Below are 17,194 nucleotides of genomic sequence, written 5' to 3'. Positions count from 1 at the left end.
TGAACAAAGTTTGATAAAATGGTATTGTAAGAATCTATTTAGCTTCCCAATAGGAATATAAATTTTAAATAACTTTTGCCTCTTTATGAAGAAGATTTACAAGCTCTACTACTTGGTCAGCTAACTCACCTGAAAGAATTTTTCCTGCTTCTTTTTGAGATGGTAAATACACTTCAATCGTTTTTGTTTTTGCTTCTACATCATCCTCATCAAGATCGAGATCATCTAATTCAAGTTCTTCTAAAGGCTTTTTCTTCGCTTTCATTATGCCAGGTAATGATGGATAGCGTGGTTCATTCAATCCTTGCTGTGCAGTAACTAATAATGGTAAAGTTGTTTCGATAACTTCAGAATCCCCTTCAACATCACGAATAACCGATACTTTTTCACCAGTAATTTCTAGTTTTGTAATGGTCGTTACATACGGGATGCCCAATAGATCTGCAACACGTGGTCCTACTTGTCCTGAACCACCATCAATCGCTACATTTCCACCAATAATTAAATCTGCATCTTTATCTTTTAAATACTCTGCTAGAATCTTAGCTGTGGAAAATTGATCTGCATGATCTAAATCATCCTCTGTATTGATTAATACTGCCTTATCAGCTCCCATTGCAAGGGCAGTTCGCAATTGTTTTTCAGCTTCTTCATTGCCTACCGTTACAACAGTAACTTCTCCACCATGTTCATCACGAACTAGGATTGCTTCTTCAACAGCATATTCATCATAAGGATTAATAATAAATTCTGCACCATCCTCATTGATTGATCCATTAGTAATTGTTATTTTTTCCTCAGTATCAAAAGTTCTTTTTAAAAGTACGAAGATATTCATGAATGTCCCTCCTAGAATTTAAAAACATTTTCTCAGTTTTAAAGATTTTGAATTTTTTAATGATAGATCGGTTTAAGAAGTAGCTTCTTATACCATCTACTAATAATATAATTAAAAGAGCAAAGCTCTTTTACTCCCCTTTAAATTGCGGTTCACGCTTTTCAATAAACGCTTGTATTCCTTCTTGTCCATCTTTCGAAGCGAAAACTTTAGCAAATAGTTCTGCTTCACGTTTTACCCCTTCGTAAAATTCTTTCGTTTTTCCATAGTTTAATAGTTCGATGGCAGCTTTTAATGCAATAGGACTCTTCTTTGCAATTTTATATGCCAATTCCTTGGCTTTTACTAATAATTCATCGTCTGAATAAGCATGATTTGCTAGACCATATGCAACGGCATCTTTACCGGAAATTGGTTCACTTGTAAATAACATTTCAGCCGCTTTTGCCATCCCTACATATCTAGGAAGCCTTTGTGTTCCAGCGAACCCAGGAACTAATCCCAATTGGAGCTCTGGCAGTCCTAATTTAGCTGTAGCCGTCACCAAACGAATATGACAAGCCATAGCTAATTCAAGTCCCCCTCCTAATGCTGCCCCATGTATAGCAGCTATAATTGGTTTTTCAAACTTTTCCATTCTTTCAAATAATCGCTGTCCTTTTTCTCCTAATCTACCAAATTCATCATCTGAACCGATCGTTGTAAATTCTTTAATATCCGCACCAGCTGAAAAAAAGCGACCGTCTCCATGTAGGAGTAATACTCGGATATCACGATCAGCTTCTAATTGATCGAGAAGCTCTGATAACTCATCAATGACTGCTGAACCTAAAGCATTAGCAGGTGGTCGATTAATCGCAATGAATGCAACTTGTTCTTCTTTTGTACAGGTTAGAAACTCCATGGCCATCCTCCTACCTCTATTTTCATCATGCACCCATACCGTTGATTAGTAATTGTTGAACGGCTGGTGCTTGTGCAACTAAATCATACTTTTCTTCATTCATTACCCATGTTGTTACCGTTTCGTCAATCGTTCCAAAAATCATTTGGCGGACAAGCCTTACTTCTGTGTCTTTTCTGAATTCGCCTGTATTCATACCATGTTCAATGATTCTATCGATTAATTTTAAATACCCTTTTAAAACCTCATTAATTTTCAAGCGAAGTTCCTTATTTGATTGACGCAATTCCAATTGTGTAACAATGGCTAATTGGTGATCACTTGATAAGATTTTATAATGGCTTTCTATCATTACTAATAATTTCTCCGCCGCGGTTTGTTTTCCTGCTATTTCTTCATCAATTTTATCAATGAAATTCCCCATTTTCTCTCGAAACAAAGAAATGAGAATATCTTCCTTATTTTTAAAATAAAGATAGATTGTTCCATCTGCAACGCCTGCTTGTTTCGCAATCTTTGAAACTTGAGCTTGATGATATCCATTTTCTGCGATTACAATGACAGCAGCATCAATAATTTGCTTGTATTTCGGTTTATTAGTCTTCATATATATAACCATCACCTTTCGAATATTCAAAGCGAGAGATGAGGGCCAAAAATAAATTGTTCCAATTATTATTAAATCACACACTCGCTATTACTTAAGTAGAAATGAATGATTATTCATTCATATTCCTATAATATAAATAATCATAAATATTGTCAAGGTTCTTCTTTTGAAAAAAGAGCCACGCTCGGGCTCCACAAAATTAGTTGATTCTAATTTCTAACTGATTACCCGTGCTTTTTACGTTCTTCGTCAATTAATGAACGCCTTAGGATTTTACCCACTGCTGTTTTTGGTAATTCCTTTCTAAATTCATAAATTCTAGGAACCTTATATGCAGCTAAATATTTTCTTGTAAATGTATTTAATTCTTCTTTCGTTACAGTAGCATTTTCTTTTAACACGATATATGCCTTTACTGTTTCGCCCCTATATGGATCGGGTACTCCTGCAACAACTGCTTCCTGGATATCCGGATGTTCATATAAAACCTCTTCAATTTCACGAGGATAAATATTATATCCGCCAGCAATAATCATATCTTTTTTCCGATCAACAATATAAAAATAGCCATTTTCATCCATATACCCTAAATCTCCCGTATATAACCAGCCATTTTTTAAAACCTGATCTGTTTCCTCTGGTCGATTCCAATATCCTTTCATTACTTGCGGACCCTTTACGGCAAGCTCACCAATTTCTCCATATGGCAATGGGGTGCCATCTTCCATGGAAAAAATAGCTGCATCTGTATCTGGCCAAGGAACACCTATGCTTCCTTTTATACGCTTTTCTTCCCAAACAAAATTTGCATGGGTTACGGGTGACGATTCCGATAAACCATAACCTTCAACAAGCTTTCCACCTGTTACTTTTTCAAATTTCTGTTGTACTTCCACTGGTAGAGCAGCAGACCCGCTAATACAAGAATTAATGGATGAAAGGTCATATTTTTGAATATCTGGATGATTTAATAAACCTATATATATCGTTGGTGCTCCTGGAAATAAAGTAGGACGCTGTTTTTCAATTGTCTTTAAGGTAGTTTCTGCATCAAACTTTGGTAACAACACCATTTTATATCCTTGCATGATCGATAATAATAAGACCGCTGTCATACCATATACATGAAAAAAGGGTAATAGTCCAAGAACAATTTCTTCCCCTTTTTTTGCTTTATATAACCAGGCATCACACATTGTTGCATTAGCAATAAGATTTTTATGTGTAAGCATAACTCCTTTTGGAAACCCTGTTGTACCACCTGTGTATTGCAACAGTGCTAAATCATTTTCAAAATCAAAATCAATATTTAGTGGCACTGCCTCCGTTTCAATAAGGATTTTTTTTAGAAGATGATGATTACCTTCGTGTGACACATTAACTGTCAAACCGGTTTGCTTTTTTTGGATAAAAGGATAAATAAGATTTTTTGGGAAAGGTAAGTAGTCTTTGATAGCGGTTACAATGATGTGCTCAATTTGCGTATTTTTTATCACTTTTGAAACTCTTGGAAAAAGGATATCTAACGTCAAAATCACCTTTGCACCAGAGTCGTCCATTTGATATTCTAATTCTCTTTCTGTATATAAGGGATTCGTTTGAACAACAATTGCACCTGCATATAGTACACCAAAATAACCAATAACAGATTGAGGTCCATTCGGTAACATTATTGCTACCCTATCTCCCTTTTCTACTCCTAGCTTCTTTAAGTAGTTTGCAAATTTCAAAGCAGATTCATAGATTTCCTGAAAAGTTAACTCTTTCCCCATGAAATGAATAGCCATTTTATTTGAATAGAGCCTTGCAGCTTCAGTTAAATAAGAATGTACCGGCTTTTCCTCATACGTTAATGTAGCTGGTATCTCTTCAGGATATTGATTTAACCATGGCTTATTATCCATATGTCCCCCTCCTACCCTTAGTGTTAGAAAATTTAAACTGTTCCCTCTTTATTATAGACCATTGGTATTCAAGTGACAATTTGAAAAAGACAAAATAATTCATTTCCCTAAATATATAAAAAGGGCTGCATCGCAGCCCTTCACAACTTATGACATAACCATATATATAATACCAACAATTAAGAAACACGCACATACAGCGAGTAAAACTTTTGCTAATGTTTCCATTTTCCCTATTCACCTATGTCCTTCCTGTTAAGAAATACTTTCTCCAATGACAAATGATAAGCCAATTGAAATGACCATGGAAATAAAACCTACTGCGCGATTATCATTTTCAATTTCAACATCAATTTTAAACTTTGGCGTTAAAAATTCATAGATAAAATAACCAATTAACAATAAAACAAAACCATAGAATCCCCAGCCGATCATAATAAAAAGTGAATCATGATGCTGAATAGAATATCTAAAAATATTGGCAATCCCAAATATTTTACCACCCGTAGCCAATGCAACAGCAATATTTCCTTTTTTTATTTCATCCCAGTTTTTATATTTTGTAACCAGCTCGAAAATGACTAAAAAAACAATCATACATAGGATAACAACGCTGTAGTACCCTGCTGTTTGTACAAATGGGTTTTCCCAAAAATTTATCCTCATACCCTTTGACTCCTTTATTTCATAGAATTAAGCGACAGTGAAGATAATGTTTTTATGATATCTTGTTACAAATTAATATTTACTTAAATTCAACAACAGTTATACCGCTTCCACCTTCACCTGCATCACCTAATCTTATACGTTTGACAGAACGATGTTGTTTCAAATATTCTTGAACACCATGTCGAAGGGCACCTGTTCCTTTCCCGTGAATAATTGATACACGAGGATATCCAGCAAGAAGGGCATCATCTATATATTTCTCGACCCTTAATAAAGCATTTTCATACCTTTCTCCACGTAAATCAAGTTCAAGACTGACATGATAATCCTTACCTTTCACAGTAGCAAGTGGTTTGGTTTCCACTTTTTGCTGGGATTGGATAAATTCCATATCTGATTCCTTTACTTTCATTTTCATAATCCCCATTTGAACCTGCCATTCTTTATCACTTACTTTTTCAAGCAATTGCCCTTTTTGATTAAAGCTGATAACTTTCACCTCATCACCTGGGGCAAGTTCACGTTTTTTATTTGCTGTTTTCTTTACAGTCGATTTTTCGAAATTTGGTACCGCATCACTAAGTCGCTTTCTCGCTTCAATCAGCTCATGTTCTTTTATAGAAGCATGATTTTCTAAACGCATTTTTCTTAATTCACGAATAATTTCTTCTGCTTCTTCCTGAGCCTTTTCAACGACATTTGCTGCTTTGGATTCTGCCTTTTCATACATCCGATCACGCTGTGTGTAAAATTCAGCCATTTGCTTCTGCAAATCCTTATGGAGCTTTTCAGCATCTTTTAAATAATCTTGAGCTTCCTGTCGTTCTCTTTCTGCATCTCGCTTACTTTTTTCTAAAGAAGCAATCATATTTTCGACTTTATTCGTATCTGTTCCAATATATGATCTCGCATGATGAATAATTGATTCTGCAAGGCCTAATCTTTTGGAAATTTCAAATGCATTACTTCGTCCGGGTACACCAATCAAGAGCTTGTAGGTTGGGCTTAAAGTTTCAACATTAAACTCAACACTTGCATTGATGACTCCTTCTCGATTATAGCCATATGCTTTTAACTCTGGATAATGGGTAGTCGCCACTACCCTCGCTCCTCGGTGGTATACCTCATCTAAAATAGATATTGCTAAAGCTGCACCTTCCTGGGGATCAGTACCTGCTCCTAATTCATCAAATAAAACAAGACTCTCATGGTTTACATGTTTCAATATATCAACAATATTCACCATATGGGAGGAAAACGTGCTTAAACTTTGTTCTATAGATTGTTCATCACCAATATCAGCAAAAACATCAGTAAATACGGCAAGCTCTGAACCATCCAATGCAGGAATTTGTAATCCCGCCTGAGCCATTAGCGTACAAATACCGATCGTTTTAAGAGTTATCGTTTTTCCACCTGTATTTGGACCAGTTATAAGGATGGTGGTATAGTCCTTTCCTAAGCTAATATCATTAGCAACCACTTCATTAATTGGTATTAAAGGGTGTCTCGCCTTATATAAATTGACAATACCATTATTATTCATTATCGGTCTAGTTGCTTTCAAAGATTTTCCAAACAGAGCCTTGGCAAAAATAAAATCAAATTCACCTAATATCATAACAGTTGTAGTTAAATCCTCTCCGACATCTGCGACATCTGCGGAAAGTTCACTCAAGATTCTTTCAATCTCTTGCTGCTCTTTCATATGGAGTTCTCTCAATTGGTTATTTAATTCAACTACAGACTGCGGTTCAATAAACAATGTTTGTCCAGAGGAAGACTGATCGTGAACAATCCCCCCATAGTTAGATCGATATTCCTGCTTAACAGGAATAACGTACCGATCATTTCTAATAGTAACAATTGCATCCGATAACATCTTAGATGCATTACGAGAACGAATTAAACTCTCTAATTTTTCACGAATTCGTCCCTCATTTGATCTCAATTTTTGGCGAATTTGTCTTAATGCTTCACTAGCTCCATCAAGAATGTCCCCATTTTCATCTATAGCATTTTTAATCTTATGTTCAAGGGGAGTGAGAATTATAATTTGTTCTGCTTTTTGTTCTAAGATTGGAATTTCAACACTATTTTCAAGTAAACCTTCAATAAATCTTTTGATTGTTCGTCCAGCATAAATCGTACTAGCCGTATGGACTAATTCCATTGGACTTAAGATTCCACCTATTTGTGCTCTTTTAATATGTGGACGAATATCATGTATACCACTTAGCGGGATATGCCCTTTTAATCGTAAAACATGTACTGCCTCATCCGTTTCTGCCTGTAAATCTAATACTTCTTCAAACGAAGATGAAGGGACAAGTTGTTTAATTTTATCTTGACCAAGTGTTGAAGAAGCATGTTCTAATAGTAGTTCTTTAATTTTATTAAATTCTAATGTTTTGAGTATCTTCTCTTGCATAAAACTTGCAAGCCTCCTATATTCTAGTGGTTTAAGGATAAAAACAAACATAGATTTGACCACGATAGTCTCATCCTAGAACCATATGTTTTAGTTGTTTTTCTTTGTTAAAAAATCGATCAATTCATCCGGTTCCATAGTATTTAATACAGATTTTTTTTGTATCCATCCTTTTCTTGCTGTACCAACGCCGTATCCCATAAATTCCAAATCTCCTTTATGATGAGCATCGGTATTGATGACTATTTTGACGCCATTTTCTTGTGCTTTTCTAACATATGTCGATGTTAAGTCCAGACGATTAGGATTTGAATTTAATTCGAGAACTGTATTTGTTTCTTTTGCCAATTCAATCAATAACTCAATATCGACATCATATCCTTGCCGACGTCCAATTAATCGTCCTGTCGGATGTGCAATGATGTCAACATGTGGATTCATTAATGCTGTTTTTAAACGGTCCATTATTTTCGCTTTCGGCTGATTAAAGCTAGAATGAATAGATGCAATGACAATATCTAATTCTGCTAATAATTCATCCTCATAATCGAGTGTTCCATCCGGAAGAATATCCATTTCAATCCCTGATAAAATCAATATATCATCATATTTATCATTTAAGCGCTTAATTTCTTCATTTTGCTTTCTTAGTCTCTCAGGAGTAAGGCCATTTGCTACAGTTAAATAACGGGAATGATCTGTTATAGCCATATATTTATACCCTTTTTCCCTACAAGCATTAATCATATCTTCCAGTGTATGAGCACCATCAGACCATGTCGTATGCATATGCAGGTCACCTTGAATATCCTTTAGTGTAAGCAATTCTTTCTCAAAAGTATACTCATCTACTTCCTTGCCGTCCTCACGAATTTCAGGTGGAATAAATGGTAAATCAAAATGATGATAAAACTCTTTTTCACTTTCAAAAGTAAGCGTTTCACCAGTTTCAATCAATTCAACACCATACTCACTAATTTTTTCTCCGCGTTGCTTAGCAAGCTGCCTCATGCGGACATTATGTTGCTTTGAACCAGTGAAATGGTGTAATGCAGTAGCAAATTCCTCTGGCTTAACGAGTCTAAAATCCACATTCACATCATGTACATCTGAAATTGTAATGGAAACCTTTGTATTTCCACTAGCAATCGCTTCCTTTGCTTCATTGAGCTTTAAAAGCTGTTCTTTTACCAGTTTAGGCTCATGGGTTGAAATAACATAATCCAAATCTTTTAAAGTTTCCTGTACCCTTCTTAAGCTTCCAGCATGAGAAAACTGGATAATTCCATCCATATGTCTTAATTCCTCATCAAGTAATCGGATATGTTTTAACATATATGCCAGAGGAAAACGAGTAGGCTTTACACTGAAAGTTTCAATGGCTTCCAAAATTTTTTCTTCAGTCTTTTTACCAAAGCCCTTTAATGTTTGTACTTTTCCTTCTTCACAAGCAGCTTTTAAAGATTGAACATCTATAATATCTAATTCATGATATAATCTTGAAATCTTTTTTCCACCTAAGCTGGGGAGCTGTAATAAAGGAATCAGCCCTTTAGGTACTTCATTTTGTAATTCCTTAAGGACACTAGATTGTCCACTTTGTATATACTCAATAATGACTTCATTCGTCCCTTTTCCTATTCCATTAATCGAGGTGAAATCTTCAATTTGCTCAAGGCTTCTAACATCTGTTTCTAACGCTGCTGCTGCCTTTCTAAATGCTGCTATTTTAAAGGCATTCTCGCCTTTTAATTCCATATAAGTAGCAATTTGCTCTAATAACCGAACAACTTCCTTTTTATTGACCTTCATTTCAATCCCCTTCCTATCAAGGAACTTCCTAGTATATATATTAGCAAAAATGATCAAAAAAGGCATTTTTCCCTTGTAAGAAAAAAACTCCTCTATAAAAGAGAAGTTAGGATATATTCGTAATCCACCATTCTTCAATTTGTTTTGAAAGAAAAGGTGTATTTTTAATGATACCTTTAGCAATGAAAGATTGGTCCAAAGATGTTTGGATTGAATCTATTGGTAATAAGGCAGCAATATATAATAAAATAAAGATAATTAAATATACTTCTACAAAACCTAAAATCCCACCAGCCCATATATTCAACGGCTTAATTATTGGTAAACGAGCAACAAAATCTAGTGCAGAACCGATAATATGTAAAATGATTTTTACTGCAAAGAAAATGATGGCAAATGCAATTGCTCGATAATAAGCTGTTTCTAAATTCATTCCTTTTAAAAGCATAGCTATTGAATTATTATCATCTAACGCAGGGTAAGGAATCCATAACTTTAGATGCGGAGCTAAATCTTTAAAATACATGTATGCTATAATAAAAGCAATAATAAATCCTGTAATATGGATAAGCTGAAGGATAAATCCTCTCTTTAGACCAACAAAAAATCCAATTACTAAGATTAATAGAATCACTAAATTAATCATTTTTTCATTCCTTTAATTATTGAAGTTTTTAATCAGAAGCTCGTATTGCTCCTTTAATTTAAGATATTCATTTACTGTATTGACAGCAGTTAAGACAGCAAGTTTACTTGTATCCAATGAGGGGTTATTGGAACGAATTTCACGCATTTTAGCATCAACGATTGAGGCAACTTCACGTATATGACTTGTTGACTCTGTACCAATAATGGTATATTGCTGTCCATATATTCCAACTGTTGTTCGATTTTTCTCAGTCAAATTCATTGCCCCCCTAAAAACAATCCTATTGTATATAATAGCATGAATTTATAGGGTTGGGAAGAAATTGTCCAGTAATGTCGAATAAGATAACGATAGAAAAACATTGTTCTAATAAGATTTGGAGGATTGTTCATGTCAAATACTGTAATTAAAGTTTCACCTAAAACGATTCAATTAATGAACGAACATTATTCTCACTCATTACTTGAAAAAAAGCCACCTGGTGCTATTTTTACTGCAAAGCATAATGGGTGTACGATCACCGCCTATCATTCAGGTAAAGTAATGTTTCAAGGCAATAATCATTCTGAAGAAGCAAGTAACTGGGGAAGTCCAGTAGTAAAACAGGGAGACCCAATTAAACATCAAACATCAGGAAATCCTTTACCTCGGAACCTAAGTTCACTTTCAATCATCGGTTCAGATGAAGTTGGAACTGGAGATTATTTCGGCCCTATCACAGTCGTAAGCGCATATGTTGATAAAGAACAAATACCTTTATTAAAAGAACTAGGTGTAAAGGATTCTAAAAACCTTACTGATACACAAATTATCACAATTGCTAAGGATTTACTTCATATTATTCCATACAGCTTGCTTACATTACATAATGAAAAATATAATGAATTACAATCATCCGGTATGACCCAAGGTAAAATGAAAGCAATATTACATAACCAGGCAATTAGTAAGTTATTGAAGAAAATATCTCCAATAACACCTGAAGCCATATTGATTGATCAATTTGTTGAAGCAGATACTTATTACCGACACCTTAAGGGACAAAAAGAAATCATTCAAGAGAATGTATTATTTAGTACAAAAGGTGAAAGCGTGCATTTAGCTGTAGCTGCTGCCTCTATTTTAGCTAGATATGCTTTTGTTAAAGCTTTTGATGAATTAAGCAAGAAAGTCGGGGTTTCTTTACCAAAAGGAGCTGGACACAAAGTTGATCAAGTAGCAGCTCAATTGATTAAACAAAATGGGAAATCAAGTTTAAAGCATTTAGCAAAACTCCATTTTGCTAATACTGAGAAAGCGATAAAGCTAATATAAGATATTCTTGAAGAATCGTTGGACAAAATTTTGGAAACATAGGGATATTACCATTGGAGGATGTAGAAATATATTAGCAATTGGAGCTAAAGCAATTTAACTTTATAAATAGTATGGAAATTTATCTCCTTATCTTTTTAAAATAGCCTATTTTCGTAGTGGAAGAATACTTTTCAGTATATCTATTTTTATTAGTTAAACATTAGCTAATTAACAATATGGTATTGAGAAAAAATCCTAAAAAATGAAACCTTGTTGAATAAATTTCCGTATATATAATAGTATGTAAATATATGATAGAATACAGTAAAAAAAGGAGAAGTGAGATAATAATGCAAGAGGTATATTCGACAAGTAGTAAGCGTGACCTAATGGGTTCCGTGCTTAAGGCTTTTGCTTTATCCCTACTCGTAGCAGTTGTCGGGATGTTAATTGGAACAATGGTTCCTCCAGCACTATTTATGCCTTTAATGATCGTAGAATTCGTAATGCTATTAGCTGCATTTTTCGTTCGTAAGCGTAAAAGTGTTGGTTACGCATTTTTATTTGCCTTTACTTTTATTTCAGGTATTACAACCTATCCAATTGTTGCTTATTATGCAGCTACATCAGGAGCACAAGTACTAATATCCGCTTTCACTGGAACACTAGTTATATTTGCAGTAATGAGTTTCGTTGGTACGAAAACAAAAAAAGATTTATCGTTTTTAAGCGGATTTCTATTAACTGCCCTACTAGCTCTTGTTGTGATAGGATTAATCAATATCTTTGTTCCTTTTTCATCAGCAGCACTATTCGTAGCTTCAATTATCGGAACAGTCGTATTTTCACTATACATTATGTACGATTTTAATCGTATGAAAAATATGGACTTCACTGATGAAGCAGTTCCATTATTAGCTCTTAATCTGTACTTAGATTTCATTAATTTATTCCTTAATCTATTAAGATTTTTCGGATTCCTTAGCAGGGACTAGTTCTCCATAAACTTTCACGCAAAAAAAAGAATCTAATTTAAGTGTTTACACTTTAATTAGATTCTTTTTTAGTCTTCAAACTTTCTCGATGACACATTGTGGTGTCTCTATATAGCATGAAGTCAAAAAATTATCCCAATGTATTCCTTGGATAAGCTTAACCCCTTAACTCCGCACCTGCCTGCTGCTTCACTGCCTCGAGTACTTTGTCATGTGCCTTAACTACTTCTTCATCTGTTAATGTTCGTTCTGGATCAAAATATTTTAATGAGAAAGCAATGGATTTCTTTCCTGGCTCCATGTGCTCACCTTCATAAAGATCAAAAATAGATACCTCTTTTAATAAAGAGCCTCCTGCACGGACAATAATTTGTTGAAGAGTGCCAGCTTCTACATTGCGATCAACAACAAGTGCAATATCCCTTGTCATTGAAGGGAAACGCGGAATTGATGTATAGTGCAGTGGTTGAACTTCATTTGCAAAAATAGATGCTGTTTTTAATTCAAATACATAAGTTTCTTTTAAATCCATATCTTTTTGTACTTGCGGATGAATTTGCCCAACAAATCCAATCACTTCATCATGCCATAAGATTTCTGCTGTTCTACCTGGATGCATTCCTTCGATAGCAGCCGCTCTATAAACAATTGAATGACTAACACCAAGTTTATCAAATAGTCCTTCAAGAATTCCTTTAGCGACAAAGAAATCAACCGATTTTTTTTCACCTTGCCAAAGCTGAGAATGCCATATACCAGTAATTGCACCAGCTAAATGCTCAAATTCCTCTGGTTGCTCCTGATCTGTTGTTTTTAAAAATACAGAACCAACTTCATATAAAGCTACCGATTCATTTTTTCTAGCTAAATTATATGAAACAACATCTAATAAACCTGGAAGAATGCTTAAACGTAAATGGCTTCTTTCCTCACTCATTGGCATTGCTAGACGTATCGGCTCACGTTTGTCTAATGCATACATTGTTGATTTCTCTTCATTAGTTAATGAATAGGTAATTGCTTGATATAATCCTGCACCTTCCAGATATCTTTTTGCCGCACGTCGTTTACTCTGAACATCTGTTAATCCACCAGGTGTTGTTGAACCTGTAGGTAAAGTTGTTGGTAGATGATCATATCCATAAAGTCTAGCTACCTCTTCGATAAGATCCTCTTGAATCGTAATATCCCCACGTCTAGTTGGTACAGTTACTATAAAAGTTGAATCTTCTGTTTTCACTTCAAATTGAAGTCTAGTAAATATATCTAAAACTTGTGTTTCAGTAATTTCCGTTCCAAGCACTCGGTTTATTTTCTCTAATGAAATTTCAATAACTGCTGGTTCAACTTTCATTGTATTCACTTCAACTATACCTTCAAGAATTTCACCATTTGCATATTCAGCTATTAACTTCGCTGCACGCTCCGCGGCATCATGAATACGATTAGGATCAACTCCTTTTTCAAAACGAGCACTTGCTTCACTGCGTAAGCCATGATCCTTTGATGCATTACGAACAGTTTGACCATTGAAATAAGCTGATTCAAGTAAAACCGTTGTCGTTGTATCACCAACTTCAGAGTTCGCTCCACCCATCACACCAGCCATTGCCACTGGTTCTTTCCCGTTCGTAATAACTAAATGATTTGCTTTTAATGTTCTCTTACTATCATCAAGCGTAATGATCGTTTCACCTTCATGTGCAAGGCGTACGATTATTTCCTTTGAACCTAGCTTATCATAGTCAAATGCATGTAGGGGTTGACCATATTCAAGTAATATATAATTCGTAATATCAACGACATTATTATGTGGGCGAATACCTGCCGCCATTAATCTTGTTTGCATCCATAATGGAGACGGTCCTATTTTAACATTTTTAATAATCTTTGCTACATATAGTGGATTTTCTTCTGGTGCTTCGACCTTAATCGATACATAATCAGAAGCTTTTTCCACTGAAGATTCTCCCTTTGTATTTGGTAATTTCACATCAGTGCCAAGGATAGCAGCCACTTCATATGCCACACCTAACATACTTAAACAATCAGAACGGTTCGGAGTTAAGCCTAATTCTAGAATCTTATCATCTAGATTCAGTAACGCAATAGCGTCAGACCCAACTTCTACATCGCTAGGAAATACATAAATCCCTTCAGCGAAATCTTTAGGGATTAATTTTCCCTCAATCCCAAGTTCTTGTAGGGAACAGATCATACCATTAGACTCTTCACCACGAAGTTTTGACTTTTTAATTTTAAAATTACCCGGCAAAACAGCTCCAACTGTGGCAACTGCAACTTTTTGCCCCTTCGCTACGTTCTTCGCTCCACAAATGATTTGTACAGGCGCTTCCCCACCTAGATCCACTAAACATTTGTTCAATTTATCAGCATTTGGATGTTTTTCACATTCCATTACGTAGCCAACAACGACACCTTTAATTGAAGAAGCTTTATGTTCTACTCCTTCTACCTCAATACCACTTCTAGTAATCTTTTCTGCTAATTCTTCAGCGGAAATATCTTTTAAATCAATATATTCCTTTAACCATTTATATGAAACAAACATGTTTTTTCCTCCCTACCTTTTATTCATGTGTGGAAAATTGTTTTAAGAATCGAGTATCATTGGTGTACATATGACGAATATCATCTATACCATATTTTAGCATTGCAATTCTCTCTGCTCCGATCCCGAAAGCAAAACCGGTATATTTATTTGCATCAAATCCTGCCATTTGTAGAACATTAGGATGAACCATCCCTGCTCCAAGCATTTCAATCCAGCCTGTTTTTTTACAAACATTACAGCCTTTTCCCCCACATGAGAAACAAGAGACATCTACCTCTACTGAAGGTTCAGTAAATGGGAAGAAACTTGGACGTAAGCGAATTTCACGCTCTTCACCAAACATTTTTTTCGCAAATAATTCTAATGTTCCCTTTAAATCACCCATTGTTATGTTTTCATCAACCACAAGTCCTTCGATTTGCATAAATTGATGAGAATGGGTTGCATCATCATTATCACGACGATAGACTTTACCTGGGCAAATAATTTTCACTGGCCCTTTGCCTTCATGCTTTTCCATTGTTCTCGCTTGGACTGGTGATGTATGTGTACGAAGAAGAAGATCTTCCGTAATATAAAAAGAATCTTGCATATCTCGAGCAGGATGCCCTTTTGGTAAATTTAATGCCTCAAAATTATAGTAATCCTTTTCCACTTCAGGTCCTTCGGCAATTTTATAACCCATGCCAATAAAGAAATCTTCTATTTCCTCGACTACCCTTGTTAATGGATGATGATTTCCACTCTTGACAGGACGTCCAGGCAAGGTGATATCAATTGTCTCCGCGGCTAATTGTTTTTCAACTGCTTCCTTCTCTAATGATGTGTGCTTTGCTTCAATCTTTTGACTAATGGATTCCCTCACCTCATTTGCAAGAGCTCCCATTTTTGGACGTTCATCAGCAGATAACTGTCCCATTCCTCTTAAAACCTCTGTTATCGGTCCTTTTTTACCTAAATATGCAACACGAATTTCATTTAATATTTTCAAGTCTTCAGCTTGTTCAATTTTCGCTAATGCTTCCGTTTGCAAATCTTTTAATTTTTGCTCCATTATTTTACCTCCTCTTAATGATGAGCTGACAAAAAAGCCTACATAGACTTTTTACCCGCTCATAAAAAAACATAAAAAAACCTCATCCTACAAAGGGACGAGGTTATCATCGCGGTACCACCCTAATTAGCATCTTTTTCATGCTCATCTTCATTTCATAACGGCTTTTCACCGAGGCATCTTTACGTTATTAGCAACGGTCCCGATGCTGACTCCAGGGGTGAACTTCACTTAATTTTTCCATAAAAATGCTCTCAGTCAAAGGCATTTTCTCCCTTAATGGTGACATTAAGTTACTTTTCCCTTTCAGTGTCTTTTATTTTATGCAATTGTTTATATTATAGTATTTTATGGAATGAATATCAAATTTTATTTTAAACCTTTAAATAATACATTAATATGCCAGCAGCTACGGCTACGTTTAATGATTCTGCTTGCCCAATGATAGGGATATATAAATTATTCTTCGTTAGGCTAAGTAAATCAATAGACACACCATTTCCTTCATTGCCAACCAATAAAGCGAATTCAGAACTAGGTTCTACTTGTTTGTAAGATACTCCATTTTCCAATGATGTTCCATACACTGGTATTTGGTTTTGATTAAATTTTTGAATCCAATCCTCAAGCCTTCCAAAAAGAACAGGAATATGAAAATGACTTCCTTGAGCAGAACGTAGAACTTTAGGATTGAATAAGTCCACAGTCCCTTCACCTAAAATAACAGCATCCATTCCTGCTGCGTCAGCAGTTCGGATGATTGTCCCTAAATTTCCTGGATCCTGGACGGCATCGATTAATAAAAAGGATTTTCCCTTTAATGTTTGAAAGCTCGGTTGCTTCATCTTACATATTGCAAATACACCTTGTGTTGTTTCAGTATCTGATATTGCCTTACTAATTTCCGAAGTAATTTTAGTTAATGGTAATTGCTGGATATCCCAAGTTGCTGGAATCTCAACATCTTCACTTAATATAATTTCAATAATATTTTTTTTATCTTTTAAAGCCTCTTCAACAAGATGAAATCCTTCTACTAAATAGGTCTGTGTTTTTTCACGCTCTTTTTTAGTTAATAATTTTTTCCATTGCTTTACTTGTTGATTTTTTATTGACTCAATAAACTTCACCTTCTGTACTCCCTTTCCATTTCTCAATATCTCATTATAACCTAATATTTATACATATAACATTGGTTTAAGTGACATCCTAACAATGATTAATTTGAAAAAAGGAGTGTATTACATGAATTTAAATCTCCGTAATGCAATCATTCATAATGTTTCTGGTAACAATCAGGAACAACTTAAGGATACCATTGTGGATGCAATTCAAAGAGGCGAGGAAAAAATGCTTCCAGGCTTAGGAGTATTATTTGAAGTCATTTGGAATCATGCAGATGACCAAGAAAAGCATATGATGCTAGAAACATTAGAAGAAGGATTGAAGGGGTAAAC

General features: G+C 35.0%; 15 protein-coding genes and 1 other annotated feature. Of the genes, 3 read left to right on the top strand and 12 right to left on the bottom strand.

Annotated elements, in window-relative coordinates; translation table 11 throughout:
• Positions 1–64: 64 nt before the first annotated feature.
• The 9 genes from MHI39_RS08625 to zapA form a co-directional block, all read right to left on the bottom strand.
• Complete coding sequence (locus tag MHI39_RS08625) at positions 65–838, bottom strand: electron transfer flavoprotein subunit beta/FixA family protein (RefSeq protein WP_071976983.1); 774 nt, start codon at positions 836–838, stop codon at positions 65–67.
• Positions 839–968: 130 nt separating this feature from the next.
• Positions 969–1,742 (bottom strand): enoyl-CoA hydratase, encoded by a 774-nt coding sequence (locus tag MHI39_RS08620; RefSeq protein ID WP_212943410.1) that lies wholly within the window; start codon positions 1,740–1,742, stop codon positions 969–971.
• Between the two features lie 25 nt (positions 1,743–1,767).
• Positions 1,768–2,349 (bottom strand): TetR/AcrR family transcriptional regulator, encoded by a 582-nt coding sequence (locus tag MHI39_RS08615; RefSeq protein WP_058006606.1) that lies wholly within the window; start codon positions 2,347–2,349, stop codon positions 1,768–1,770.
• A 227-nt stretch (positions 2,350–2,576) separates the two neighbouring features.
• The gene (locus tag MHI39_RS08610; protein WP_342541104.1) at positions 2,577–4,256 is read right to left on the bottom strand and encodes an AMP-binding protein; all 1,680 of its coding nucleotides are present in this window, start codon (positions 4,254–4,256) and stop codon (positions 2,577–2,579) included.
• 255 nt (positions 4,257–4,511) lie between these two features.
• Positions 4,512–4,922 carry a DUF350 domain-containing protein gene (locus MHI39_RS08605; RefSeq protein ID WP_058006608.1) on the bottom strand — a complete coding sequence of 137 codons (411 nt, stop codon included), beginning with the start codon at positions 4,920–4,922 and terminating at the stop codon, positions 4,512–4,514.
• Positions 4,923–5,001: 79 nt separating this feature from the next.
• Complete coding sequence (locus tag MHI39_RS08600; RefSeq protein ID WP_259544705.1) at positions 5,002–7,356, bottom strand: endonuclease MutS2; 2,355 nt, start codon at positions 7,354–7,356, stop codon at positions 5,002–5,004.
• A gap of 90 nt (positions 7,357–7,446) precedes the next feature.
• Entirely contained in the window at positions 7,447–9,168 is a 1,722-nt protein-coding gene (gene polX / locus MHI39_RS08595; RefSeq protein ID WP_342541101.1) for a DNA polymerase/3'-5' exonuclease PolX, read from the bottom strand.
• Between the two features lie 106 nt (positions 9,169–9,274).
• Positions 9,275–9,814 carry a CvpA family protein gene (locus tag MHI39_RS08590; RefSeq protein WP_212943414.1) on the bottom strand — a complete coding sequence of 180 codons (540 nt, stop codon included), beginning with the start codon at positions 9,812–9,814 and terminating at the stop codon, positions 9,275–9,277.
• 12 nt (positions 9,815–9,826) lie between these two features.
• Entirely contained in the window at positions 9,827–10,078 is a 252-nt protein-coding gene (gene zapA / locus MHI39_RS08585) for a cell division protein ZapA (protein ID WP_058006612.1), read from the bottom strand.
• 129 nt (positions 10,079–10,207) lie between these two features.
• Here zapA and rnhC point away from each other — a divergent pair, with 129 nt between their 5' ends.
• The gene (gene rnhC, locus MHI39_RS08580) at positions 10,208–11,131 is read left to right on the top strand and encodes a ribonuclease HIII (protein ID WP_280616056.1); all 924 of its coding nucleotides are present in this window, start codon (positions 10,208–10,210) and stop codon (positions 11,129–11,131) included.
• A 332-nt stretch (positions 11,132–11,463) separates the two neighbouring features.
• A complete protein-coding gene (locus MHI39_RS08575) occupies positions 11,464–12,108 on the top strand; it encodes a Bax inhibitor-1/YccA family protein (protein WP_342541088.1) in 645 nt (214 codons plus the stop codon).
• A 157-nt stretch (positions 12,109–12,265) separates the two neighbouring features.
• Here the strand turns inward: MHI39_RS08575 and pheT are convergent, their stop codons facing one another.
• The 3 genes from pheT to MHI39_RS08560 all read right to left on the bottom strand — a co-directional run bounded on the left by pheT (position 12,266) and on the right by MHI39_RS08560 (position 16,867).
• Positions 12,266–14,680: a phenylalanine--tRNA ligase subunit beta gene (gene pheT / locus MHI39_RS08570; protein ID WP_342541086.1), complete on the bottom strand. Its 2,415-nt coding sequence runs from the start codon at positions 14,678–14,680 to the stop codon at positions 12,266–12,268.
• A gap of 19 nt (positions 14,681–14,699) precedes the next feature.
• On the bottom strand, positions 14,700–15,737 hold the full coding sequence (pheS, locus tag MHI39_RS08565; RefSeq protein ID WP_342541084.1) for a phenylalanine--tRNA ligase subunit alpha: 1,038 nt from the start codon (positions 15,735–15,737) through the stop codon (positions 14,700–14,702).
• A 90-nt stretch (positions 15,738–15,827) separates the two neighbouring features.
• Positions 15,828–16,056, bottom strand: a binding site (T-box leader).
• Positions 16,057–16,111: 55 nt separating this feature from the next.
• Positions 16,112–16,867, bottom strand: coding sequence for an RNA methyltransferase (locus MHI39_RS08560; protein ID WP_342541083.1), 756 nt, complete (start codon positions 16,865–16,867; stop codon positions 16,112–16,114).
• A 115-nt stretch (positions 16,868–16,982) separates the two neighbouring features.
• Here MHI39_RS08560 and sspI point away from each other — a divergent pair, with 115 nt between their 5' ends.
• On the top strand, positions 16,983–17,192 hold the full coding sequence (sspI, locus tag MHI39_RS08555) for a small acid-soluble spore protein SspI (protein WP_058006618.1): 210 nt from the start codon (positions 16,983–16,985) through the stop codon (positions 17,190–17,192).
• The last annotated feature ends 2 nt before the right edge of the window (positions 17,193–17,194 follow it).

Source organism: Heyndrickxia sp. FSL K6-6286, assembly GCF_038630395.1.
In the GTDB taxonomy this organism is placed as follows: domain Bacteria; phylum Bacillota; class Bacilli; order Bacillales; family Bacillaceae_C; genus Heyndrickxia; species Heyndrickxia oleronia.
Note: the sequence above shows the minus strand (reverse complement) of the source record. Positions and strands in the feature narration are given on the sequence as shown.

Excerpts from the sequence above, each read along its gene's own strand:
- MHI39_RS08625 (WP_071976983.1), bottom strand. The coding sequence starts at position 838 with ATGAATATCTTCGTACTTTTAAAAAGAACTTTTGATACTGAGGAAAAA.
- MHI39_RS08620 (WP_212943410.1), bottom strand. The coding sequence starts at position 1,742 with ATGGAGTTTCTAACCTGTACAAAAGAAGAACAAGTTGCATTCATTGCG.
- MHI39_RS08615 (WP_058006606.1), bottom strand. The coding sequence starts at position 2,349 with ATGAAGACTAATAAACCGAAATACAAGCAAATTATTGATGCTGCTGTC.
- MHI39_RS08610 (WP_342541104.1), bottom strand. The coding sequence starts at position 4,256 with ATGGATAATAAGCCATGGTTAAATCAATATCCTGAAGAGATACCAGCT.
- MHI39_RS08605 (WP_058006608.1), bottom strand. The coding sequence starts at position 4,922 with ATGAGGATAAATTTTTGGGAAAACCCATTTGTACAAACAGCAGGGTAC.
- MHI39_RS08600 (WP_259544705.1), bottom strand. The coding sequence starts at position 7,356 with ATGCAAGAGAAGATACTCAAAACATTAGAATTTAATAAAATTAAAGAA.
- polX (WP_342541101.1), bottom strand. The coding sequence starts at position 9,168 with ATGAAGGTCAATAAAAAGGAAGTTGTTCGGTTATTAGAGCAAATTGCT.
- MHI39_RS08590 (WP_212943414.1), bottom strand. The coding sequence starts at position 9,814 with ATGATTAATTTAGTGATTCTATTAATCTTAGTAATTGGATTTTTTGTT.
- zapA (WP_058006612.1), bottom strand. The coding sequence starts at position 10,078 with ATGAATTTGACTGAGAAAAATCGAACAACAGTTGGAATATATGGACAG.
- rnhC (WP_280616056.1), top strand. The coding sequence starts at position 10,208 with ATGTCAAATACTGTAATTAAAGTTTCACCTAAAACGATTCAATTAATG.
- MHI39_RS08575 (WP_342541088.1), top strand. The coding sequence starts at position 11,464 with ATGCAAGAGGTATATTCGACAAGTAGTAAGCGTGACCTAATGGGTTCC.
- pheT (WP_342541086.1), bottom strand. The coding sequence starts at position 14,680 with ATGTTTGTTTCATATAAATGGTTAAAGGAATATATTGATTTAAAAGAT.
- pheS (WP_342541084.1), bottom strand. The coding sequence starts at position 15,737 with ATGGAGCAAAAATTAAAAGATTTGCAAACGGAAGCATTAGCGAAAATT.
- sspI (WP_058006618.1), top strand. The coding sequence starts at position 16,983 with ATGAATTTAAATCTCCGTAATGCAATCATTCATAATGTTTCTGGTAAC.